Raw genomic sequence first — 24,619 nt, forward strand, 5'->3', positions numbered from 1 at the left:
TCATCTAGCGAACTAGAATCTGCTGTTAGAACTCAATCTGTACGAGTGCCCACACAGATGATTGCTTTATATTGTTAAAGAACGTTGCGATTAAAGCGCTTTGCTTTACGTCGCTAGGGCTGCGCATGTTACGCTTTCCTATTTTTTTGTCAACACTTAATTTTAAACTTTCTAAAAAATCTAAACTCAAGTTTTACTCGACTTACTAAGTAGCTCGTGCCCCGCTATGCGTTGCGCTCTGCCGTCTCAGTGGGGTCGCATTATAGGGAGTTCCAAAAACAGATCAACACTTTTTTTCGATCTTTTAATCGTTCGCTCAAAAAGCATGCAAAACCACCTAAAAAACACATTAAACACCCTTTTTACTCACTTTTTTTGCTGTAAATTAAATAATTTCACACAAATAACATTGCTATGTTCATTTATCGCGTTAAGATAGCAAGTTCACAATGTTAAATTAATGTTTATTTCCTGTTTATTGGTAGATCAAAATGAAATTACCCGATCAAAAATCTCTTATCTCTTCAGTTATCCTTGCTGTTATTGGTTTCGTTATAGTTAACTTTGCACTTTCAAGCCTACAATTAAGTCCTGCACTATTATTTGCTGCTGGTTTATTAATTGGTGGTGTGGTTGTTGCTGCAATGTCATCTGGCGATGTAGAAGAAGCCGAAGTAAAAACAAAAACACTTTATGTTGGCAATCTTCCTTATCGTGCAAATGAAGGTGTAGTACGCACTTTATTTGAAGAACAAGGCAAAGTATTTAATGTTCGTTTATTAAAGGATAAAAATACTGGCAAACGTCGTGGCTTTGGTTTTGTTGAAATGGCAGAACTAGATGCAGATAACGCCATTGCTAAACTAAACGATAGCGAGTTCCAACAACGTACGTTGAAGGTTCGTGAAGCAAAACAAAAACAAGATGATGAATCTAACTCTTTTCGTTCTGAGTCAGATCAATCAGCGTAACTAGCTCCACCAGTTGCTTATCGATACAAATAGAAGCCGTTGCATAATAGTGCAGCGGCTTTTTTTTGCCTGTAAAACTGACTTTTTGCCCGGCTAATAATGTCACTACTCTGTTTGCTATCGCAGCACCTGAGTCCAACAAAACTACCGTTTTGTTAAAATAGCTATTTATACCATCCGCTAGAATGGGAAAGTGTGTGCATCCCAATACCATTACATCTACGTTTGGATGAATCGCGAGTTCATTAAGTTCTGCTGTTAATCTATTTTGGTCTAGTTGTTTGTTTAGATATGCTTGCTCGGCAATAGTGACTAGTTCAACACTTGCATAGAGGTGCACCGTAAAACCTGCTGCGTATTCGTTTATTAGTTGCTTTGTATAACTACTTTGTATCGTTGCTGGGGTTGCGAGTAATGCAATATGCTTTGTTTGCGTTACTAAGGTGGCAGGCTTTATTGCTGGTACAACACCAACAATGGGAATATCGGTTAATTTCCTAACTGCTGACAGAGCTGCTGTTGAAGCGGTATTACAGGCGATCACTATGATATCAACCGCTAATTGATTAACTGCGATAAACTCAAGCAAAGCACTAAGACGGTTAATGATGGTTTGTTGACTTTGCTTACCATAGGGTAAGTAGGCATTATCCATAAAATAACTAAATTGTGCATCGGGCAGCGCGCGTTGAATATGCTCAAGTACAGTGGTGCCGCCAAGGCCTGAGTCAAAAACTAAAATATGTGCAGACAAACTACTCGCCTCGTGTTTACTTTAAGCGAAGCAGTTTGCCATGCAGTTAAACAGAAATAAAGTTTACGCTTCGCTTTCTAACGCGGCTGAGCGTAGCTTATTCATTTGCTCAAACATCGATTTAGTATATTCCACCAACTTGCCAATCTCTTCTTTATCTTGATTCAGCCATTGTAAGATACCGGCAAGCTCATTTTGCAAACCTAGATCACCCGCTTTATTGAATGCTTCCTTCAAGTCATCATTAAATGGCGCAATCTGTTCGGCAACTTTTTTCTCTGGCGCAGGTTTATTCTCTTCGTAACCTTTTATAGCGGCGAAGGTTTTGGTTTGCCTTAAGTCCATTGAAAATGCCACCAACTGTTCATTACCAAGATTTAGCTCTTGTGCTTGCTCAAACGCCTGTTCAAATGACCCTGAGAAGAAGGTTTGGCTCACACCCTGTAAGTCTTCCATCAGTTCATTAATAGCCTGCTGTTCATCCTCGTTCAAATCACCATTGACCGACATACTAAATGATAACTCGCGCGATTGTGATGACTCACTGGCATAGCCTTCGTTTTGGCCATTACGTTGATAGCTACTAGCAGATTGCTGTTTAAAGGCATCGGCAAAGCTAATCGTCACTTCATCACCCTCTGCAGTGGTAAAGTTATATTCTGCGTTATTACTTAAACTTAAATACTGTGCTTGGCTCACACTCACAGATTCGGGTTTTGGGTTAAATAAGTTCTCTTCAAATTCATCAAGGCCACTAAAAATACCTGCTCTTGATTTTTCGATGCCTTCTTCTATTTCGTCATTTAAAACCCCTGTGCCTTTGAGTTCTTCATAAGCATCCTCGATACCTATTTGCACACCTTTACGAGCATCGCCTAACATGCCTTTGAGTTTTTCATCATCGGCACCATTAGCTTGGGCTTTTTTTACTGCACCAGTTACAAACTCCAGTACATTTTTGACGATTGCGTCAAAATCAAATAGCGGCTTGTCCTTTTTTTCTTCAGCGACAGGTAAACCTAGGGCTTGTGCCATTTTATCACCTAATACTTTTGCGGCTAACTCCCTACCACGTTGCTGGTAACTATCTTGGGGAGACTGTATTGTAGGTTGCTGTAATGCAGCTTTGTTACTGTATTTATTGACATTGTTATTTGGAACAAAGCCAAAGTTACCAATTTTCATGATCCGACTCCTATAGTTGCATTCTTTAGTATCGGCCTAAAAATAAATAACTGAAGCGAAATGTACAAAAAAACAGCAGTATTCATTACGCAAAACTAGACAAATACTCCCTGCCCCCTACAATAGCGCCGATAAATAGCTTAAAGATAGAAGGTAGTGGGCATAATGGCAGTTATTAAGATCGATACATCAATATACGATGCGCAATTAAGCGAAAAAGAGCAGCGTATTATTGCGCAATTCCAACGCTTTGGGGTTGAGCAGTTAGAAGTATTTGGCTCTGAGCCTATTCACTACCGTCAACGTGCTGAATTTAGAGTCTGGCATGATGGGGATGATTTATTTCACATTATGTTTGACCAAGCTAGCAAAGAAAAAATTCGTGTTGATAGCTTTGATCCAGCTGCACCGCTGATTGGCGAAGTTATGCAAGCGATGATCGAAAATTTAAAGGGTTGTGAGATATTACGCCGCAAGTTATTTCAAATAGATTATTTATCAAGTCTCAGTGGTGAAATTCTTGTAAGCTTGCTTTACCACAAACCATTAGATGATGAATGGCTAACAGCCATTAAAGCGTTAAAAGTGGCGCTGAGTGAACGCTTTAAAATTGATTTTATTGGCCGTGCCCGCAAACAAAAAGAAGTGTTGGGTGATGACTTTGTTACTGAACGTCTAACCGTTAATGGCCAAGAGCTTATTTATCAACAAGTAGAAAATAGCTTCACCCAGCCTAATGCCAAAGTAAATATTAAGATGCTAGAGTGGGCTCAGGATTTATGTAAGCCATTAAAAAATGATTTGCTTGAGTTGTATTGTGGCAATGGTAATTTTTCGATTGCATTGGCAGGCTCGTTTAATCGTGTGTTAGCTACAGAGATCTCAAAGTCATCAGTGCACTCTGCGCAGTACAATATTGCCAAAAACAAGGTGACTAACTTAGATATTATTCGCATGTCGAGTGAGGAATTCACCCAAGCGATGAATGGCGAGCGCACGTTTTCACGCTTAGAGGGTATTGATTTAACAAGCTACGACTGCCAAACCATTTTAGTTGACCCGCCACGGGCTGGCATGGATACACTCACTTGTGATTTAGTCGCTAACTATGAAAGCATTATTTATATTTCATGTAACCCTGATACGCTCGAGCGAGACTTAGAGCATTTAACCCGTACTCATGAAGTTAAGCGCTTCGCTATTTTTGACCAATTCCCTTACACCCATCACATAGAATCTGGGGTCTTTTTACAGCGCAAATAATTTAACTGAGCTATTGTGCTGCTTATTTGGCACAATAGCTGTTATTCATCCATGACTGCTTAATTTCATCAAACCGATTATCCTTATCAATAATTAGACAAAGCAGGGGTAATTGCTCGGACTGTTTCGCAACTTTTAATACCTCTACAAATTTATAGCCATGACGCAGTGCTAAAAGCAGATGCTTAAAAAAATACGCTTTATATTGTGGTTGCAAGCTTGGCCAGTGCTGAAGCATGATTTCGACTACAGTTTTATGGACATCAAAATCATAAGGGCCAACCTCCTCAGCACGAGAAATATAGTGAATTACCTGCTCATCAACACCAGTTAAATATGCTTGAACCCGCGCCAGTTCAATCCAACTTTTAGGCCAAGTTTTACGATTATAAATAGAATGGAGTAATAAATCTCTAGCTATTACTAGCTCAGATGAAGATAACCAACCCTGACTAATACCTAGGGTAATTATATTCGCTTTGATATGTAAGTAATGTGGATGCGTAGGATCTTGCTCTACGGCACGACTGATAGAGAGTAACATTGACTGGTAATCACTTTCTTTAAATACCGCGGGGTTCTGTTGCCAGTTTTGCAGACTATATAACGAGGAAAAGTACCAAGCATTAGCCGTTGCCTTTTGTAAACTCCAATAGCCAATAATCACAGCCGCCAAACCTAAAGCGATGCATTGTAAAAAGTAAACCGTACTACGCTTAGTTATCATACTGATTAAACAATGATTGCGTTAAGCGCTTAGGATTACTATAAAAAAGCTCATGGGCGTATGCTAAGTCACTAAAACGACAAATGCGCTCATGAGCTAACGTTAGCATTGGTGGCCGACGTTTAACACTATGCATATCAGACGCTACATAATCAGCTAAGCGATGCGCTAGAATATATTCACTCAGTTGTTGTGCAGGCTCACCAAAATGACCAATAACGCTCGCTGCTGTCAGTTGTAATTCGCAACCTAATTTTTTTAACTGCGTTAAGTAGGCAACATTTTTTTGAATATCACGATTGCGCTCTGGGTGTGGGATCACAGGAACTATATTTTGTTTTGCGAGCCAGCGAATAAAATTTTCAAAACCAACTGGCATATGCGAGTGCGGTAACTCTAACAACACATAATTAACGCCATTTAGCTGCCCTATAAATGGTAGTTTTTGTTGTTTAACGAGTGGCATAATTTCCAAGTCGAGTCGCACTTCAGCAGCGACTGCCAACTTGATATTTATATTCGCCTTCGCAACAATTGTGCGAAAGACATCAAACTGTTTTTTGATCACCTCAGCACTATTATCAAAACGACCAAAATGCATATGCGGTGTGGCAACCAAATGTGTAATGCCGTCTTGTTGCGCCAACCGTAATAATGCTAAAGACTCCGATATATCTTTAGCACCATCATCAATTTCGGGAAGAATATGACTGTGAATATCTATCATGCCACTTTTTTCGGATCCGACACAGTATTGTGCCCGTAATCGTAATAATCATAATAGCCTTGATAACTACCATCATGATCTTTAGTCACATCAACTTGATTTAGTACTACACCGGCAATATTCGCTTTCACTTCAAATAATCGGTCTAAGCCACCTTTAATTGCTTTGATCCGTGTAGTGTCTGATTTAACAACATAAACAACGGCATCTGCCAGTTGTGCAATCACTAATGGATCACTCACAGCTTGTGTCGGTGGCGTATCAATAACAATATAATCAAACTGACTTTTTAATGAGTTAATTAATTTTGTAAACCGCTCTGATGCCAGCAGTTCCAGTGGATTACTAGGTACAGGTCCGCTGGGCATAATCATAAAGTTTGCTGTTTTATCTGTAAAAATACACTCATCTAGCTTTTCAGTACCTATGATTAAATTGGATAAACCGGGGTGATAAGCTGGTATATCAAAGCGTCTGCAAATGCTTGGTTTTCTTAAATCAGCATCAATCAATAATACCTTGCCCAGCTGACCAAGCGACATTGCAAGATTCGCTGAGGTGGTCGTTTTCCCCTCCCCTGGCACTGTCGATGTAACTGCTATCACATGATGATTACGTTCCATTTGTGTCAATATCAAACCAGTACGAAATGTTCGCACTGCCTCTGCAAAGTTTTTATAACCATCCTGTAGGTAGGCATGGATAGGTAAATTTGCTTTTTTAGGTAAGCGCACCAAAGGCAGTAATCCTAGCATACGGTGCATTAAGCGATTTTCTATATCGGCTTTACTCTTAATAGTGTCGTTTAAAGAGTCGAAAATTAATGCCATTACCATTGCAAAGCCTAGGCTTGCTATGAATGTTAGCAGCACAATTACTTTTTTATTTGGTTTACTTGGGTTAAGTGGAGCAAAGGCAAGATCAGTGAAGCGTGCTGCGGCCGAGCTAAAGTCACTGGTTACTTCAGTTTCTTTCGAGCGAGATAAAAAGCTATTAAAGATAGTTCGGTTAGTATCAACCTCTCTTTTCAGCTGGTTATAGTCTGTTTCTTTTCGAGAAATATCTTGATAACGCGCCCTTACATCTGCAACATCTTGCTCAAGCGCTTGAACTGTTCGAATCGAGCGATTCAATTCTTTTTCAATCCCTGCAACCAGTCCCATTATCTGCTCGTGCAAATTTTTGGTAACTGTTGCCAACTCAGCTTTAGCTGAAATAATTTTGGGGTGCTTAGGCCCGTATACTTCTCCAAGCTCACTCACCTTACGCTGCGCAAGTACCATCTCTCGTTTTACATCTTGAATAACACGATGGGAGGTAATTTCCGGCATACTACCTAAACGTTCAATGTTCTCTTTTCCATACTCGGCAATTACTCGATTAATACTATTTAGATTGTTTTTCTCGTTACGGGCCACAACTAATTGTTGTGAAGTTTGCTCAAGCTCTTGATTGATCAAACCAGAAACCCCTTCAATATCGATTAACTCTTGTGATTCACGATATTCTTGTAAACGCGCTTCCGAATCATCAAGCTGAATACGTAACTCCGACAACCTAACATTTAACCAATCAGATGCCTTTTTAGTAATTCCCATTTTTGCTCGCATATTGCTGTCGATATACACTTCACCAACAGTGTTTGCAACTAAGGCTGCGAGCTCAGGATCACTTGATTCAAATGAAATATGAACAAGTTGAGTTTTACGAATAGGATTAATTGTCAAACGTGATTGAAAAGCCGCCACTAACCCCAGCATTTTCTTTTGTTGCTGCGCATCTATATCACTTTGCTCAGGCTCTTTTTGCGGTAAAAATGGTAATAACTGTTTCAGGTAGGTTTTAAATTCAGCAGTTAATGATGGCTTAGAATTAAAATCAGGGTGCTCAGCTAAATTCAGTTTTTCAATAACCTCACGGGCAATGCTATTAGATTTAAGTACTTCAAATTGAGTTAGGTAATACTCTTTTCGTGAGGAGTCTAGACCATAAACTTCTTCAATACCGATTGCTTTAGTTTGTGAAGACTCTATTAATAGCGTTGCTGTGGCAACGTATTTGGGGGTCAAAGTCATTGCAAGCATACTAACAGCAATAGTAACAATTAAGGCAAAACCGAAAATAGACCATTTTTTTTGCTTAATTACACGCAAATATGCGCCAAAATCAATAACATGATCTTGTGGCTGCGCCGCTTCACTGCTTTTTCTCATATGTTCCATATACTTATAATCCTAAAACAAACGCTGATCAATTTTAATGGTATCACCAGCATTTACATCGGTATTTAAACCAGCTAAAGCCTCCTGGCTTTTAGATTTTTCTTGTGACAAGTAAATTTTACTCTCAGAAGCTCGCTCGGTCATTCCCCCAGCAAGTGCCACAGCTTGACTGACGGTCATGCCAGGCTGGTAGGGGTATGCACCGGGTTTTTTTACTTCACCATGTATATAAAATGGCCTATATTCAACAACCTGAGCATAAACATTAGGTGCGACTAAATAGCCATTTTTTAAACCTGCACTGATCAAGTTTTCCACTTGCTTAACCGTTAAACCAACCAGTTTAACTTCACCCAAAAAGGGGTAGTTCACTAAACCACTATTACCTAATAATGCTTCAACCTCTAAATCCGGTTGCCCAAAGACGCGAATACTAACCTTATCTCCAACTCCAAGCTCATAACGTTCAGCATCACTAGCGATAACAAGCTCACTCATTAACATCAGGATTAATACAAAAAAATAACGACTGCGCATTATCACCTCCGTAAACCTAACGTTAGCGAAATACCGACAACCCCTTTATCGTATTGGTAAATAGGGCGAGACGAGTTTTTATCATTGAGTTCATAATAAAGGCTAAATACGCCCATCGTACTTTTATAATCGAGCGAAGCATGAAGAGTATTGGTTTGCTCATTACGAGCCACACCAATGTATTTATCTTGAACGTGGTTAAAAGACAGGTTAGTTCGCAGAAGCTCTTGCCATTCATGCGTCCACTTAACGCCATAAAGCGTGGCTTGTACATAATCGCCTTCAACAAGTGGATCTTCAGCTGCTTGGGATGTTACCAACTCAATTTTCGTGTAACTCAATGGCTTCCACGTAACGCCAGCCAGCCAACTTAGACCCGTAAAGTTCTCTCGTAACGACGAATCAAAATCTTTCTTTTGATAACCAAGCTTTATCTTGCCTGAGGTTAAAGCTGATGCTTGCCATTGCATACCTAACATGGCACGGTAATCTGATGAATCTCGATCTGTTGTGCCTCCCCTTAAATGATCATACTCAATATCTTGCGAACTCAACTCGAGAAATACGTCAGTTCCAGCCTGCGTATTATAGAATCCGGTGACGCTGAAGCGGGTCTTTTCTAAATCACGGAACTGTGAAATCGCACGAAAGTTTTTATAACGCTTATCATAAAAACGAGCACCAAACGCAACGCGCGCAGCAGAGCTTTTTGCCCCATATTCATAAGTACCTGACAAGGTAGAATCAATGTATTCAACGGGCTCGGAAATTAAAGCCCCTGTACCTTCACTCAATCCGGTACCACGAGGCTCGGTTTTACCATCAAGAGCAACAGAAAGGTCAAGGCGTTGCTTACTTGAAAACTCATTATGGGATGCTAGCTTAACGTTATAATCAAAAAAGTTATCAGCTGAGTCCAGACGGTAGTAGCCACTATCAATACCTAAATCTAAGCTGTATTGGTTTACGCCATCGTCTAAAAGAGTTTGCAACTTTGGGGTGATTCTCAAGAATTCACTATTTTGCTCGTTCTCTGGTTGATAATAGAGGTTATCATCATAACCAAGCCCGATACTAAGCGATGGTTTTAACTCAACACCGCCATCAGTGATGTAACTACCAGGCTCAAAATTAGCACTTGCAGTTGTACTAAGTAATAACGTAGATGACAGCAGAACCACTCTGTTCAAGTCCATTTTAATAAGCATTTTTATTCACAAACCCTTTGAATATAGTTAAAAAAATAATTTTTATATCAAACCATAATGACCAATGCTTTATATATTGCAGATCATGCTCAACACGCTTACTCATTTTCTCTAGCGTATCTGTTTCACCTCGCCAACCATTAATTTGCGCCCACCCAGTGATCCCCGGTTTAGCTTTATGACGCAACATATAAAACTCAACTTTTTTACGGTATTCCTCGTTATGAGAAACTGCATGCGGTCTTGGTCCAACAATCGACATATCCCCCCACAACACATTAAAAAATTGCGGTAGTTCATCTAAACTTGTACGACGCAAAAAACTACCAAAAGGCGTTATCCGGCTATCATGCTTTTTAGCTTGAGTGACAACTTGGCTATTTTCCATCACCTTCATAGAACGAAATTTCCAGACTTTTATTTTTTGCCCAGCAAGCCCATATCTATCCTGCATAAAGATTGCGGGACCTTTAGAGGTCAGTTTTACACCAATAAAAATAGCGAGTAATACAGGGGAAATTAAAGCTAAGATCACAAGACTAAGCACAATATCTTCGGTACGCTTTATCCATTCTTTAGCACCTAGATATGGAGACTCAAACACACTCAAAGTATCGACAGCGCCAATATGCTCAATCCGGGCATGAATCAAGTTAGACAACAAAAAATCAGGAATAAAATGTACATCGACGGTGGTATCACCTAATTGCAGCAAAATATCTGCAATCCGTTTTTCTGCTTTCATTGGCAGAGCAATAAATAGCACTTCAATTTCACCGCGACGCGCCTTGTTGACTGCGGTATCAATCTCATCAGCTACACTTTTATGTAATTGCGTAAACACTCGGTCAGGACTACGGTCATCATAAAAACCTACAAAATCATAGCCTAACTCGGCATGTTTAATGATCTCTTGATATAAATATGCTCCGCTTTCTGTAGCGCCAACGATAGCGACCTTTCTCGCACCAACACCCAATTTACGTTTATGCCGTTTATACAACATCACAACTAGCCGCCAGCTATATAACATCAAGAAGCTAAATCCGAGCCACAACAATAAACTTACGCGTGACAACGATTCTGTGAACTTGAATAAAAATGCAATTGCAAACAATGCCATAAATGCAAGAGCCAAGGCAGCCCAAGCGCATAACACCATGTGTCTGAACTTTCCCGCACGCCAAGAGCGATAAGCAGCTAAAGCTTCTGTACTGTAAAGGTAAGTTGTAATAACGACTAACAAAGAAATAACGTAATAAGGCGAAAATACAACGCCATAGATAAATATTGCTAACTGCAAAGATAAGCACAAAGAAGCAATATCGAGTAGGCGATATAAACTCGCACTCGACGAACCTGAATCTTTAAAAGTCCTTGAAGAATTCATTTTACATGTCCCTGTAGAATTAAATTATTGCAACCGCAAAAAACTTAAAAAATCACAATAAACAAGACTATATTACTAGTAAAACAGTATCAATATTTATTATGTTTAAAGCTAAGCAAACAATTTTATTCATGAAAAAAAACCAAGAAACATATATAAACATTTGTTTATAAACAAACTAAAAAAGCAAAACAACCAATCGCTAGCTATTTATTATAAAAGTAAATTTTACCTTTGAACTCTATACAAATAAAATACACGTTATAATTTTTAGTAAAACATTTAACTAAATAAAAAATTAAATTTATCAAAGCCAAAAAGCCAATTTCATAGGCATAAAAATTAATGTAATTCATAGATTAAATAGGAGGAAAAATAAAGAAAATGACTTAAATTGGCTTCACCAATCATGAAGTGGATTATTATATTTAAATATAAATTTAGGTTTAGATAAAATAACTAAAAAGAAACGAGCGTTATAGTAAAATTGCTAGGGGCAGAAAAGCAGCCCCCGAGCCTTAGTTAAACTATTTTATTTCAAAAATCAGGATTGTTATCCGTAATATCTGCATTCATTTTCTCAAAGTCTGCAAACTTGTTACCGACACGAATACGATCATAATACATAACCCGAGATTCAACGGGATCATCTTCTTGCCAATTCCAACGATACAAGCCGAATTTAGCATACGTTTTATGATCCAGAGACTCTACGGCATAACCAACTGCACCAGAGTAGTTTATGACTAAGTCGTCACCTTTCCATAATTTAAGAAAGCCAACATCAGCATCCCCACTGTATTTAATGTGCAGCACCCAATCACTCCACTGACCAAAATCAGCACTGTAATCACCAATGTCTAATACCGCCTGCTCATGGTCTAAGTTAGGACTTGGTACTTCATTACTGCCTGCAATCGTTATTCGATAGCGCCCATTAATTGTTTGCAGTGATATTGGAGTAGTTACATAGCGGTTCCAATTTCCATCCGCTGGAGAGGTGTGAACTTGAAAGAAAGATTCAGGAGATGAGCTATAAACATAGTCGCTATTTAACAGTGTTGAAAAAGCATACCACCGCTCAATTTCCTTACCCCTTTCTAAAGGTGCTAACAGCTCAGCACGTTTGGAGCCATTTACGTCATCATCACTCTTGTTAATAGTTACTTTTGCGCCGTATTCTCCCTCTCTTGCTTGAGTAGCTAATTTCAAATTAGCTGAATGAGCCCTTTCATATTTATAATATGGATTAATTTCCCAATCTAGTGACCATACAATTTCATCATGTCGATCAGTAAAATAGCCATTATTCAAACTTGCCGCTGTCAACTGAAAAGGAATAAGAATCGCGGCGCACACTGTAATTTCCTGAACATATAGCTTATCCATAGAGCCCCCTTATTAACCTAACAATAAGAAGAAAAGCATAATTGAGTATTGCTCAACTATCGTAAGTCACCCGGCCATAACCTGAGGTATTAGAGGATCACTTTGCGCCCTTGGGTTTCCCCAAGTTTGCCCTTTCCAACATTAAGGCTAATAACAAAATACCAATGCATCAAGGTAAAACAATAATAAAGAACCACAACCAATAATAAGCAAGCATTTATTATCAAAGCATCGCTGATCAGAAAGATTCAGGAGCCGAGCTTTTCTTTTAATAGCAACCAAGCAAACTTTGAGTTTGTTACTAGGTACCTTTTCCACATACGTCTAGGCTCTTGCAACACCCGATAAAACCATTCGAGTCCCGAGTTTTGCATCCATAAAGGCGCTCTGTTTACTTTGCCGGCTACAACGTCGAATGTGCCGCCAACCCCCATCACAAAATCAACACCTAATTTGTCTTGCCATTTATTAATAAAGTTCTCTTTCTTAGGAGAAGTAATAGCGACAAATAACAATTTAGCGCCAGATTGCGCAATTTTATCAACCAGTGCTTCTTCGTCATCCCAAAAGTAACCATCATTAAAGCCAGCGATATTCAAATTTGGGTAGAGCTCATGCGATTTTGCTACCGTTTTTTTAACAACGTCATCCGTTGCGCCAAGTAAAAAGATAGGAAAATTATTTCGCTCACTCATAGCGAGTAGATTATGAAATAAATCAACGCCGGCAACCCGTTGTGGTACTCGATGCCCCAAGAGTCTTGCACCCCAGACAACTCCCATACCATCAATGTTGATAACATCACAAGATTTTACAGATTCAGCTAATTGTGGATCTTTTTGCATATTAACAAGCTTGGCAACATTAACTACAACATGCTGTAAAAACCCGCCAGCTGACACTCTTTGCTCAATGTAAGAGACCGTTTCTTCCATGGTTGCGACATCCATTGGCGAGCCTAAAAATTCAATACGTTTCATAATTTCCCTATTTAATTGTTTGGATATCGAGTGCTTTAAACGATATTTGGTTACGAGTGGGGATTTTTGAATGGCGATATAAGCCTATTTTTAAATAATGCTGAAAATCATTAAGCATATTTGCACCCGTAAATAAAAACCGTGTTTCATCATTGAGCACAACCGTTAATTTGCCATCCTGTTTGTTTGACCATAAAAATGTCAATTGAAAACTATGCCATTGCCCCTTTGATAAGGGGATCCATTCTCTATATACCCGTCCATAATCAATACCAATGCCAAACACTCCCTGACGAGACTCTGTAAATAATGACACCATAGGACTATTACCAGGAAAATTCTGCCATGTTTCACCTCTTTTGGGGTTAGGCTGATCGTGCCATTGTGCAAACAAACTCCAACGGTTTTGTTTATCACTTTTAAAGTCATCTGCAACTTTCAGATCAAAGCGATAACTTACTGTCTGCCCCAGCTCATAAGGGTAATCAATAGACAATTCTGAGCGAATACCAGAATGTAGCCGAGCTTGGTTAGGGGCAATGCTAAAGGTGATATTATTTTCAGTATACGTAACAGTTTCATTAGCTACGGCTTCTAAAAACATATACTTATATAAATGCTCAGCACTCAGCGATTTTGCTAATTGTGCAGTAAATGCCTTATTATCTACTTGGCTTGATTGCGCGTAACAGGTAAAGCTAAGAGTTATTAAAGCTGTTATTACGAACCACCTAATTACTTTTTGCAGTTGCATAAACTGACTCCCACAAAGGAAGAATAACTTTAGATGTAAACCGCGCCTGATACACTTCATTGGCAGTTTTTATCACAGTGTTTAGCTCTGTTGGCTTAGCCAAAACGTAGGCTAGTTTTTCACGAATTTGGGTAACATCTCCTGGCTCAACTAAATAACCTGTTTGCTGTTCAATGATCACTTCAGGAATAGCGCCAACAGGAGTGGTAATAATTGGTATACCGCAGGCCATTGACTCTATTATGGTCATTGGTAAACCTTCATTATAAGTCGGTAGAATCATCACACTGCAAGTGCTCAGCAAAGCTTTCTTTTGCTCGGTATTAACCCAACCATGAAAAGTGATTTTATCTTCTAATTTAAGTGTTGATACTAAATCTGCGACCTTTTTATTTTCCCCACTTCCACATAGGTGTAAATGAAAATCAACCTCCAGTTCGGAGCATGCCTGTAGTAGTTCATAGATACCTTTACGATTAATAAATGCACCAAGAAATAATATTTGATTGCTTTGCCTAGGCAGGTCCAATTGGCAAACATCAACATAGTTATTAATAACTCGCGCTTTACGCCCAGAAATACTTTCGATGTAGTCACTCCACCCTTGAGATAAAACCACAAACTCATCTGCATGTTTGATTAGCCATAGAATGAGCTTTTTAGTTAATTTGGAACGAGAGCCAAAATAAACCCTAAACTCTGAGCCATGTAAATGGATAATACTGTAATGATGAAACAACTTTGCAATGACAGTAAACACCAACTTACGCCAAAAGCTCCCTTTATAAGACATATGACAATGGACAATTAAATTGCGACGCGTTAATGCCAGCCAGCTAAATTTAAAAAAGGCTGCAATAAACAAGTACAAATCTTGCCATTTATTTAAGCCTAAATGACTGGTGATCCGAGTATGTGTTTTATTTTCGAATAAGCCATTTTCTACATAGCCATTGATCACAGAATCAATACCGCCGGGCGCGCTTGTTGCAATGGTTACAATGTGAGTTTTCATTTTTAACCTAATTTCCATATATTTTGTTGAGCGGCATCCGCTCCGTTAAAAGAAATAACTTTGCTTGGATTACCGACGACCACGGCATTGTCTGGAATATCCTTCGTCACTACAGCATTAGCCCCAATGACCGCATTACGACCAATAGTCACACCACCTAAAATACATGCTCCACAGCCGATATAGACATTATCTTTAATAACGGGAAATGAACCGCCCTTGCCTGCAATCGTCACACCATGCACTATGGTCACATTGCTACCTATTTTGACTTTGGCACCAAAGGTTGTACAAAACACATGATACATAGCAAAGCCAGGACCGATATCAGCGCGATAGTTAATATCAGAAACGTACACACGCTTGTAGTAGCTGTAGATTAATTTAGGAAAAATACGTAATAGCGGATTAGTGTCAAAATGCTTAGCAACACGCAGCCAAAAAACAAACTTAAAGCCCTTATTGAAAAATAAACTTTTGCAAAATAAGGAAAAGCTAACGGCGCCCTGTTGTCGATAAAGATCAGATTTCAATAAATACTTAAGTGTATAATTAGCCATGCATTACCTCGCTAATTAACTGATGATATTCACTTGCTATATTGCTTTCTGAAAAGTTTTGAGAACGTTTAATTAACTGTTCAGGCGTGACTAGCGGGCTATTAACTTCCGCTGCAATGGCTTTTGCAAACGCTTGGTAATCACCAACATCAACGAGTCGCCCATAAACACCACCTTCGAGTATTTCTCCAGGACCATAATTGCAATTTGTTGCCACAACCGGTAAACCGAATGACATTGCTTCAACAATCACATTACCGAACCCTTCCCAGGCGGAGGAAAGGACAAAAATATCTGCTGCTTTATAATAATCCTCAACACAATCGCTATAACCAACAAAGGTTATGTGCTCAGCAACTTTTAATTTTTCAGCAAGCGCATATACTTTTTCATATTCAGCATTGCAAAAAACCCCACCGACAATAGTCAGCTTTGCCTCATGGGTTTTTCGCAAATAGAACAGTGCGTTAACTAAGGTCTTGTAATCTTTTTGCGCGGTAATACGCCCTACTGCCAACAAGTTGATTAACGGCCGCGCATCCTTTTGTATTTGTGGTTCTGACTTATTGAACCTTACGGGGTTATAAATTGTAGTGATATTTCTATTATGACCGAGTAAGTCACCCACTTGCTTACTTAAGCCTTGGGAGACACAGATAACATGATCTGCATATCGGTAGATATAGGAAACATAGAAATTAAGTAGTCGTTTTTTAAGTTTACTTTTATCTTGCCAATGCTCGGTCAAAGAAGCATGTTCGCTAACAATTACTTTAGTATTAGAAAAAGATATTAATTGCGATAACACACACGCAGCATTAGTATCTGTGTAAGCTGAAATAATAAGATCTGGTTTTGTTTTACGAATATACTTTGCTAGCTTAAAAACTGAAAATAAGGTTCTAGATACAGCAAGATTGACAACTTCAAAACCTAAGTTTTTCGCAGTTATAACATTTTGACCATTCAGATTATCAATAACAAAGATAACCTCACAGCCATATGTTTTTTTTAACACTTTAGCAACCGATAAAAAAACCTGTTCAGCACCGCCAAAGCCTAATCGAGAAATTCTAAATACAACTTTCAACTTAAGCCCTTAATATATTTTAGTGAATCATAAAGTCTAGACGAAAGTAATATCATCTTTTTTCTATATGATATTTTCTCGTCAAAAAGATACCTTATGAATAATAATAAAAAATCCATCTTTAATCTAAACCCTGGCTTTTTGCCTTCTGAACAGCGATATAATATGTATGCCAGGTTAATTCTTAAATAATCTAGATACCTCAAGTTTCCGCTCGGCAGTGAATTGTAGAATAACAACAAGTTATCGAAGTAATCAGGTTTAACATTTAATGTTGCACCCTCTGCGTTTATTCTGTATCCATATAAAGCTTTATCAATTTGGTATACATTTTCCACTTTTTGATATATTTTGCTCAACGCCATCAAGTCTTCACAAAACCTAACGCCTTTCGGGAATACGTCTCCACTAACTAAACTAGATTTGAATACTCTTATTGTTGGATACCATACTGATCTAGAATATATATCATCAATGGCATCGCCAATTTTTGTCATACCAAAGTGATTATGTACAAAATTTGGTTTTTTGTTATTAAGCTCCTGTTCTTCTATAAAGGAGCAAAATCCAAACTCAATTATTTCAGGTTCTTTATTATCAATAACTTTTATAATTTCGCTTAGGTAGTTATCTAGGAGAAGATCATCAGCATCAAGAAAAGAAATATAACCACCAGTGCATCGCTTTATTGCATTATTTCTAGCAACACTCACGCCTTGATTATCTTGAGAGTACACTCGTATATATGAAGGGTTATTAATTTCAGACAAAGTACTATTAATAACATCCAAACTAGAATCAGAGGAGCCATCATTTATAATAATTAACTCAACACCAGCTTGGTATTGGTTAAAAAATGAAAAAATGGCATCTGCAATATACTTCTCAGTATTATAAACAGGTACTATTATAGAAAGCTTAGTCATATCACCGACAACCCACAGTGTAAGATATTGATTTAAAATTAAGTAACGGATTAAAAAAGAAATAGCCGACGGCTTTTGAACCGGTATAAAACATGGCTCGTGTTTTCTTAAAGGCACTGTAGATCAGAAAATCTGCTATAAAGTAAGACAATAAAGATACGTATGCCGCACCTATCAAACCAAATTGCGGGATCAATAAGTAGTTCAATGACAAACTTAACCCAGCAACAACCAATGATTTGATAAATTCATATTTGCCAAGCCCATCCAAAATCAGAATGCGCGAGTAAAGAGCCGCAGGAAAAATAAACACCCACTTCCAAGCGAGAATGGCTAGTACGTCGCCAGCGCCTAAAAATTTATCACCGTATAGTAAAGCAATTATTTGATCGGCAAATACACAACAAAATAATGCAATAACAAATGCCATGCTAAACAGCAATGCTACAAGCCCTTGTATAAACTGGTCTTGATCTTCATCGTTATTGGTTTTTTTATTAGACAGCGATACGTAAAAGGTCATGGTAATAATATGACCAATAAACACAAACTGAGTGATAAGGCGTCCAGCAGCACTATAGATACCAACATCTTTTTCTGTCATCAGCATTGAGATCAACAAAATATCGGCTTGCATAAATAACGGGAATAAAATGGATGAACCAATCAAAGGCAACGCTTCAACTAGCAATTTTTTAGCGAGTTTAGCGTCAAAACCAAACACAAATTTATGCTTGGTTGATTTTATGAAGTGGTATAACAAAATCACAAATTGTAAAAATGCCTGCAATGGAATGAAAAACACAACAAACTGGTACTGAAATTCAAAATACAGTGCAATACATAAATACAACAGCGCGCATAAACGTGAAATAAGTGCTGAGTACGCTATTTTTTTAGGGTCATTAATTGCCTGAAAATACAGTTTAAAAACAGTTGCCCTAGAGAAGTAAGTGGTTAGAAAAACCGCCAGGCAAATAATTAACAAAGTAGCATCAATAGCCCCATCACTGATCAGGTATAAGCATAATAAAACAACACCACCGTGAAGTAATGAACCAATCATCTGCACGATTAGTACCGTCGTTATATAACCATAGTGGTCTGGCTTTTTGGCTAAATCTCTCACCACAATATGATCTAAGCCTAACACCACCATAAACATCGCAACCGCAGAAATCGCCTGAATCATACTGAGTTTGCCCAAGTTTTCTGGGCCAAATATTCTTGCAACTACAACAACGGTAAACAAACCAAAAATGATAGTGGTTAGGTTCTCAACTGAATACCAGGCTGCTTTTTTTAAATTATAAAGCTTAGACATTCATACCACCTTGCTTATTTTGGTATAAAGAGAATGTTAAACATGAGGTTAAAATGACTACAAACCACAATACGTTGGTAGAGAGCAAATAAGTGCTTTCACTGATGTTATGGCAAAAAGCAAAGAAGAAAAATGCGAACAGCGGTTTAAAGTACGGACTTTTTTTATGACTAATTAGATCTTGAAATACACTTAAGATAAAGAATAGAAAAATGAAAAAGCCAACCAGCCCCAGTGAAACTAGAATATCAATATAACCACCATCAGAAGCCGCTAAACTCTCAACCCACAGCGGGTTGTAGCGGAATAAATCTGTGTAGTAAATTTCTGAAAAGTCTCCTTTTCCCCACACCGAATTAAAACCAAAACCAACGAGAATATCGTTTTCAGCATGCAGTAACATGGTTAACCAAAGCATACCTCGGCCCGTCATAAACTCTTCATCAAGGTTGTAATAAAGGTAATCCAAGATCTCATTATGAAAACTAACGGAATAACTAAACAAAGCAATCACCATAACCACAGTGAGCAACTTTACTTTAAAGTTAAACAATTTATCTTTTATATTAAATGTAGAAACATAAAGAAATGAACTCAGAAAAACCGAAATAACAAATAGCGACATCGAGGTTTTTGATAACGAAGCAACCAAAACAGTCATCGAGATACACATAAAGAATAATGAGTCTTTACTGTTCCCCCTTTGGTAATCGAAATAAAGTATGATTGAGCATAAAGCCATAATTAAACCTAAGTTGTTCTTATGGTTATAAAACCCGGTCATACCCGCGGATGAAAATGCATTCGATGTAAATAAGGTTGAATATAAGACATTGATAATAATCGTGATTATCGCTGCATATTTTAATAACTTAAAAATTGTTTTAAGCGAATATGTATTAGCAATTAATAGACAAGTAAGAAATAACATACATTGGATCAACGACTCTTCAATACTTGCCCATTGCCAATTAGACCATGCAGCACTGAGCAGACACCAGCTTAGCACCATAATCATTGGCAATGATTTACTTAATCGATAAACAATACTGCTGAGGTTTTTGAGATTGAATAACAGCAGCGCGACAAAATTAAGGAACAATACTTTCCGATCAAACAGGTTGTTACCCAACAACAAGAAAGTCATTGATATAAGTAACATTATTTTAAGGAAAAACGGCTGATTAATTCCGCCACGAATGATTAGTTTCATTATTGGCACGCAAAGTTTGAGCTAATCACCACTGTTAAGTGCCACATATTAAATAACACCACGCGTATCAATAACCGCTTTACTAGCAAATAGTGCTTTATCTACAGCCTTAAACTGCTTGTGATCCACCAGCACCACAAATATATTTGCAATTTCTAATGCTCTTTCTAGAGTGATAAGCTCCACATTTTTTTCTACTAGCGAGCCAGGTAAAGATGTAATGTTTGGCTCGATCGCTAATATTTGCCCCACATTTTTTGCAGATAACTCTTCAACAATTTGTAATGCTGGGCTTTCTCTTAAATCATCGATGTCAGCTTTAAATGTTAATCCCAAGCAAGCTATAACAGGTCGTTTAAACTGATCAGCCACTTGCTCAACTTGGTTAATTACATAAAATGGTTTTGCATCATTGGTAAGTCTAGCTTGGCGAATAATTTTTGCTTCATCAGGGCAACTATCAACAATAAACCAAGGATCTACCGCGATACAGTGACCACCTACGCCAGGGCCTGGACTGAGTATATTTACACGAGGGTGACGATTTGCTAAACGGATCAGCTCCCATACGTTTATTTTCAATTTGTCACAGATAATGCTCAACTCGTTAGCGAAGGCAATATTAACATCACGAAAAGAGTTTTCCGTTAACTTGGCCATCTCAGCAGTACGCGCGTTAGTAATAATACACTCGCCACGCACGAACGTTTGATACAACTTTACTGCCTTTTCGCTACAGGCTTTTGAAATACCACCAATTACGCGGTCATTCGATACTAACTCCTGAAGTACATAGCCCGGTAAAACCCGCTCAGGACAATGGGCAATTTTAATATCAGCCGAATCACCAACATCTTGTGGATAGCTTAGATCTGGACGTGCTTCTTTCAACCATCCAGCAAGTTTCTCAGTTGCACCAACCGGAGAGGTTGACTCAAGAATAACTAAGTTACCTTGCTCAATAACAGGTGCAATGGCGTGTGCCGCGGCTTCTATATAAGAAAGGTCTGGCGCATTGCCTTCCTTAAAGGGCGTTGGCACTGCAATCATAAATACATCTGCAGCTTCAGGTTGAGTTGTTGCTCGTAAGTTTCCAGTAGTTACAACGCTGCGAACAACAATATCTAAATCTGGCTCTACGATATGAATTTTACCTTCATTGATCGTATCAACTGCTTTTTGATTAACATCAACGCCAATCACTGTCATACCGCGTGATGCAATTACTGCGGCTGTTGGTAAGCCGATATAACCTAAACCAATTACCGAGACTGTTTTAATTTCCATCTGAAAATCCTTTTAACTCAAAAAACTATTTGCTTAATGTGCTGGCTAATTTTGCAATAATCCGCTGGCACGCTTTACCATCCCCATAAGGGTTATGCGCTCTGCTCATTCGTTCATATTCAGCTTGATTAGTGAGTAAGTTCGACACTTCTTGAACAATTCGCTTAGTATCGGTGCCCACTAATTTAACGGTACCTGCGGCTACCGCCTCTGGCCGCTCTGTAGTATCGCGCATTACTAATACTGGCTTGCCTAAACTCGGCGCCTCTTCTTGAACACCGCCTGAGTCGGTCACAATAATATGTGCTTGGGTCATTAAATAAACGAACGGCAAATATTCTTGTGGCTCAACCAAAAAGACATTTTCAATATTTTTGAGGATACGGTTGACTGGTTCACGAACATTTGGATTTAAATGCATCGGATATAAGACTTGTACATCGGGGTGAGCTTCAGCAATTTCAGCTAGCGCCTTACAAATTCGCTCAAAACCACCGCCAAAACTCTCTCTACGGTGACCGGTGACTAAGATAAGCTTTTTACTGCTATCTAATTGTGGGAATTTTGCTTGAAGAGTATTAATTAAGTCCTTATCAGACTTCACTTTCTCCACCACTTGTAGCAATGCATCTATCACCGTATTACCCGTTACAACAATGTCATCTGGCGCAACCGACTCAATGATTAAGTTCTCCTGGGAAGTTTGTGTTGGCGCAAAATGCAAACGGGCAATTGCACCGGTCAACTTGCGGTTACCCTCTTCCGGCCAAGGCGAACTTAAATCCCCCGTGCGTAACCCAGCTTCCACATGTCCAACGGGTATTTGCTGATAAAACGCAGCTAAACTAGTAGATAATGTGGTACTTGTGTCACCGTGAACCAGTACCATATCTGGCTTAAATTCTTCTAATACACCCTTTAAGCCCAACAAAATATTCGTTGTTACATCATAGAGACTTTGGCCTGGTTTCATGATGTTCAAATCAAAATCAGGTTCTATTTCAAATAAATCAAGAACTTGATCAAGCATCTCTCGGTGTTGAGCGGTCACACATACTTTAGCTTCAAACCCAGGAGCTTGCGCAAGTGCTTTGACTAAAGGTGCCATTTTGATTGCTTCTGGGCGAGTGCCAAAAACACTTAATATTTTAATATTCATCAGATTAAGCTTCTTTAATTGAGTGTTTGGTTTGTTGCTGAGCCTCATTAATAGCAATCAGGCTGTGTAACGCGGCAGTAAAATCTTTTCCTAAACTATTACACCTCATTGCATACTCTACATTTGCCAGCATATAGCCTAACTTTGAACCGCAATCATGAGATTTTCCTCGCAGGTGGTAGGCTTCAATGGTTTCGAGTAATTGTAATTGGTGGAGAGAATCGGTAAGTTGAATTTCCCCACCGGCGCCAGGTGGAGTAAATTCAAGTAAATCCCAAATAGCAGATGACAATACATAGCGCCCAGTTATGGCTAAGTTACTTGGAGCACTCTCTATAGCTGGCTTTTCAACCATATTAGTGATCTCAACACTATCACCTGCATTTAATTTCTGGTTATTAATATCAACAATGCCGTATTGATTTACTTGTTCAGCTGCGACCGGTTCAACCATAATCTGACTAATGCCGCTCTCTTCAAAGCGCGCTATCATTTGTGACAAGTTATCTTTAGCTAGGTTACAGCTGTATTGATCGATAATGACATCAGGCAGCAACACCGCAAAAGGTTGATCGCCAACAATAGGTCTAGCACATAAAATCGCATGGCCAAGTCCTAATGGTTTTGATTGTCTAACCGATATAACCGTCACGCCTTTAGGAACAATTGCACGCACTTCTTCTAATAAGCTGCGCTTTACACGTGCTTCTAGCGTTGCTTCTAATTCAAAGCTGGTATCAAAATGGTTTTCAATCGAATTTTTTGAAGAATGGGTGACCAGAACAATTTCTTTAATGCCCGAGCGAACAGCTTCTTGCACCACATACTGAATTAGTGGTTTATCAACAAGTGGTAACATTTCTTTTGGAATTGCTTTTGTTGCTGGCAACATACGAGTTCCCAGTCCTGCAACTGGCAGTACAGCTTTTTGTAATTTCATAACGTCCCTTTCATTACAGTTAGATTTTTTTGGTACTCAAACCCAAGAAAACACGAACTTCCATATCGCATTTGTTTAACTATGAAGCATCTACTCAACAATCATACTCAATAAAAGCCAAATATCAACCCTTTTTACTAGCCCTTTATAATTACAATTTTGTTTCAAATTGTTATTGCAGGATAAATATAATCAATAAGAATGTTGTATTTTGCTTTTAATCCTTTATTCTTTGTTGATAACGTTCAAAAAATCTTCAGTGTAAAAGTGACGTGAAGCACTTATGATCATAATAAAAACAGCAACGTACCTTGTTCGTTGACGATAAATGAAGGGATATATATATATATCGCTAATCGTCTCTTGCTGCGCATTTGCCACCAATGAGATAACTAGCAAGTTACTTTCAACTGAAGCATTAGCGGAAATTGAGCGTACATATTCACAATCAGCTGTTGAGCGAATTAATAAATGGCTCGATTTTTTAAAACGTTCGAAACATCAATCACAATGGCAAAAAGTCGCTCTCGTGAATGATTTTTTTAATCAGACTATCGCCTATCAAACTGATAGTCAGTTATGGGGCAAGGAAGATTATTGGGCCACGCCAATCGAGACATTGGCGCAAGGTGCTGGAGATTGCGAAGATTTTGCCATTGCAAAATATTTTAGTTTGTTAGCTTTAGGGGTAACAGAAGACAAAATAAGATTAACCTATGTACGCCAATTAAATGTCAACGAGCCGCATATGGTGATTAGTTACTTAGAAGCACCTAATGACGTACCATTTATTTTAGACAACTTTAACACTGAGTTACTACCGGCAACAATGCGAACCGATATCAAGCCTATTTATAGTTTTAATGGCCAAGGTTTATGGCTGGCAAAAGCGAAAGGGCTGGGTAAAAAGCTCAATAACAATAAAGGTTTTAGCAATTGGAATATGATGTTAGAACGAATTGAACATCATCACGTTACCAATGCAAGCGAGTAATTTA

At 38.5% G+C, this 24,619-nt stretch carries 23 protein-coding genes and 1 riboswitch; of the genes, 3 read left to right on the forward strand and 20 right to left on the reverse strand.

Annotated elements, in window-relative coordinates:
* The first annotated feature begins 491 nt into the window (after positions 1 to 491).
* Positions 492 to 971, forward strand: a complete 480-nt coding sequence (locus A7968_RS21365; RefSeq protein WP_064668535.1) for an RNA recognition motif domain-containing protein — start codon at positions 492 to 494, stop codon at positions 969 to 971.
* Here A7968_RS21365 and murI read toward each other — a convergent pair.
* Both murI and A7968_RS21375 read right to left on the reverse strand, forming a co-directional pair.
* Positions 934 to 1,725 (reverse strand): glutamate racemase, encoded by a 792-nt coding sequence (murI, locus tag A7968_RS21370; protein WP_064668536.1) that lies wholly within the window; start codon positions 1,723 to 1,725, stop codon positions 934 to 936. The genes A7968_RS21365 and murI overlap by 38 nt on opposite strands.
* 63 nt (positions 1,726 to 1,788) lie before the next feature.
* Positions 1,789 to 2,910, reverse strand: coding sequence for a DUF5610 domain-containing protein (locus A7968_RS21375; protein ID WP_064668537.1), 1,122 nt, complete (start codon positions 2,908 to 2,910; stop codon positions 1,789 to 1,791).
* Between the two features lie 165 nt (positions 2,911 to 3,075).
* Here A7968_RS21375 and trmA point away from each other — a divergent pair, with 165 nt between their 5' ends.
* Entirely contained in the window at positions 3,076 to 4,173 is a 1,098-nt protein-coding gene (gene trmA, locus A7968_RS21380; RefSeq protein WP_064668538.1) for a tRNA (uridine(54)-C5)-methyltransferase TrmA, read from the forward strand.
* 22 nt (positions 4,174 to 4,195) lie between these two features.
* On the opposite strand, the gene A7968_RS21385 is transcribed toward trmA, so the two are convergent.
* From A7968_RS21385 to galU, 18 genes are all read right to left on the reverse strand, one after another.
* Positions 4,196 to 4,900, reverse strand: a complete 705-nt coding sequence (locus tag A7968_RS21385; protein ID WP_064668539.1) for a VpsP family polysaccharide biosynthesis protein — start codon at positions 4,898 to 4,900, stop codon at positions 4,196 to 4,198.
* Entirely contained in the window at positions 4,890 to 5,627 is a 738-nt protein-coding gene (locus tag A7968_RS21390) for a tyrosine-protein phosphatase (protein ID WP_064668540.1), read from the reverse strand. The genes A7968_RS21385 and A7968_RS21390 overlap by 11 nt, the downstream gene beginning before the upstream one ends.
* Positions 5,624 to 7,840, reverse strand: a complete 2,217-nt coding sequence (locus A7968_RS21395; protein ID WP_064668582.1) for a GumC family protein — start codon at positions 7,838 to 7,840, stop codon at positions 5,624 to 5,626. Before A7968_RS21395 ends, A7968_RS21390 begins: the two co-directional genes overlap by 4 nt.
* Positions 7,841 to 7,861: 21 nt before the next feature.
* Entirely contained in the window at positions 7,862 to 8,386 is a 525-nt protein-coding gene (locus A7968_RS21400; protein ID WP_064668541.1) for a polysaccharide biosynthesis/export family protein, read from the reverse strand.
* Between the two features lie 2 nt (positions 8,387 to 8,388).
* Entirely contained in the window at positions 8,389 to 9,582 is a 1,194-nt protein-coding gene (locus A7968_RS21405; RefSeq protein ID WP_167542984.1) for an outer membrane beta-barrel protein, read from the reverse strand.
* A 1-nt stretch (position 9,583) separates the two neighbouring features.
* Positions 9,584 to 10,984 carry an undecaprenyl-phosphate glucose phosphotransferase gene (locus A7968_RS21410; protein ID WP_064668543.1) on the reverse strand — a complete coding sequence of 467 codons (1,401 nt, stop codon included), beginning with the start codon at positions 10,982 to 10,984 and terminating at the stop codon, positions 9,584 to 9,586.
* 537 nt (positions 10,985 to 11,521) lie between these two features.
* Positions 11,522 to 12,373: a polysaccharide lyase family 20 protein gene (locus tag A7968_RS21415; RefSeq protein WP_064668544.1), complete on the reverse strand. Its 852-nt coding sequence runs from the start codon at positions 12,371 to 12,373 to the stop codon at positions 11,522 to 11,524.
* 58 nt (positions 12,374 to 12,431) lie between these two features.
* Positions 12,432 to 12,514, reverse strand: a riboswitch (cyclic di-GMP riboswitch).
* A 107-nt stretch (positions 12,515 to 12,621) separates the two neighbouring features.
* Positions 12,622 to 13,353: a WecB/TagA/CpsF family glycosyltransferase gene (locus tag A7968_RS21420; RefSeq protein WP_064668545.1), complete on the reverse strand. Its 732-nt coding sequence runs from the start codon at positions 13,351 to 13,353 to the stop codon at positions 12,622 to 12,624.
* Between the two features lie 7 nt (positions 13,354 to 13,360).
* Entirely contained in the window at positions 13,361 to 14,107 is a 747-nt protein-coding gene (locus A7968_RS21425; RefSeq protein ID WP_064668546.1) for a heparin lyase I family protein, read from the reverse strand.
* Positions 14,085 to 15,122 (reverse strand): glycosyltransferase family 4 protein, encoded by a 1,038-nt coding sequence (locus tag A7968_RS21430; protein WP_064668547.1) that lies wholly within the window; start codon positions 15,120 to 15,122, stop codon positions 14,085 to 14,087. The genes A7968_RS21425 and A7968_RS21430 overlap by 23 nt, the downstream gene beginning before the upstream one ends.
* A gap of 2 nt (positions 15,123 to 15,124) precedes the next feature.
* Positions 15,125 to 15,682 carry a serine O-acetyltransferase gene (locus tag A7968_RS23735; RefSeq protein ID WP_064668548.1) on the reverse strand — a complete coding sequence of 186 codons (558 nt, stop codon included), beginning with the start codon at positions 15,680 to 15,682 and terminating at the stop codon, positions 15,125 to 15,127.
* Entirely contained in the window at positions 15,675 to 16,772 is a 1,098-nt protein-coding gene (locus A7968_RS21440; protein WP_064668549.1) for a glycosyltransferase, read from the reverse strand. The genes A7968_RS23735 and A7968_RS21440 overlap by 8 nt, the downstream gene beginning before the upstream one ends.
* Positions 16,769 to 17,698 (reverse strand): glycosyltransferase family 2 protein, encoded by a 930-nt coding sequence (locus A7968_RS21445; protein ID WP_064668550.1) that lies wholly within the window; start codon positions 17,696 to 17,698, stop codon positions 16,769 to 16,771. The genes A7968_RS21440 and A7968_RS21445 overlap by 4 nt, the downstream gene beginning before the upstream one ends.
* 1 nt (position 17,699) lies before the next feature.
* Positions 17,700 to 19,022, reverse strand: a complete 1,323-nt coding sequence (locus A7968_RS21450; protein WP_064668551.1) for a flippase — start codon at positions 19,020 to 19,022, stop codon at positions 17,700 to 17,702.
* Entirely contained in the window at positions 19,015 to 20,235 is a 1,221-nt protein-coding gene (locus A7968_RS21455; RefSeq protein WP_064668552.1) for an O-antigen ligase family protein, read from the reverse strand. The genes A7968_RS21450 and A7968_RS21455 overlap by 8 nt, the downstream gene beginning before the upstream one ends.
* A gap of 48 nt (positions 20,236 to 20,283) precedes the next feature.
* The gene (gene wecC, locus A7968_RS21460; RefSeq protein WP_064668553.1) at positions 20,284 to 21,522 is read right to left on the reverse strand and encodes a UDP-N-acetyl-D-mannosamine dehydrogenase; all 1,239 of its coding nucleotides are present in this window, start codon (positions 21,520 to 21,522) and stop codon (positions 20,284 to 20,286) included.
* A 25-nt stretch (positions 21,523 to 21,547) separates the two neighbouring features.
* Entirely contained in the window at positions 21,548 to 22,681 is a 1,134-nt protein-coding gene (gene wecB / locus A7968_RS21465) for a non-hydrolyzing UDP-N-acetylglucosamine 2-epimerase (protein ID WP_064668554.1), read from the reverse strand.
* 4 nt (positions 22,682 to 22,685) lie between these two features.
* The gene (gene galU / locus A7968_RS21470) at positions 22,686 to 23,621 is read right to left on the reverse strand and encodes a UTP--glucose-1-phosphate uridylyltransferase GalU (RefSeq protein ID WP_064668555.1); all 936 of its coding nucleotides are present in this window, start codon (positions 23,619 to 23,621) and stop codon (positions 22,686 to 22,688) included.
* 328 nt (positions 23,622 to 23,949) lie between these two features.
* Between galU and A7968_RS21475 the strand changes: the two genes are divergently transcribed.
* On the forward strand, positions 23,950 to 24,615 hold the full coding sequence (locus A7968_RS21475) for a transglutaminase-like cysteine peptidase (RefSeq protein ID WP_064668556.1): 666 nt from the start codon (positions 23,950 to 23,952) through the stop codon (positions 24,613 to 24,615).
* Positions 24,616 to 24,619: the final 4 nt, after the last annotated feature.

Source organism: Pseudoalteromonas prydzensis, from assembly GCF_001661495.1.
In the GTDB taxonomy this organism is placed as follows: Bacteria; Pseudomonadota; Gammaproteobacteria; order Enterobacterales; family Alteromonadaceae; genus Pseudoalteromonas; species Pseudoalteromonas prydzensis.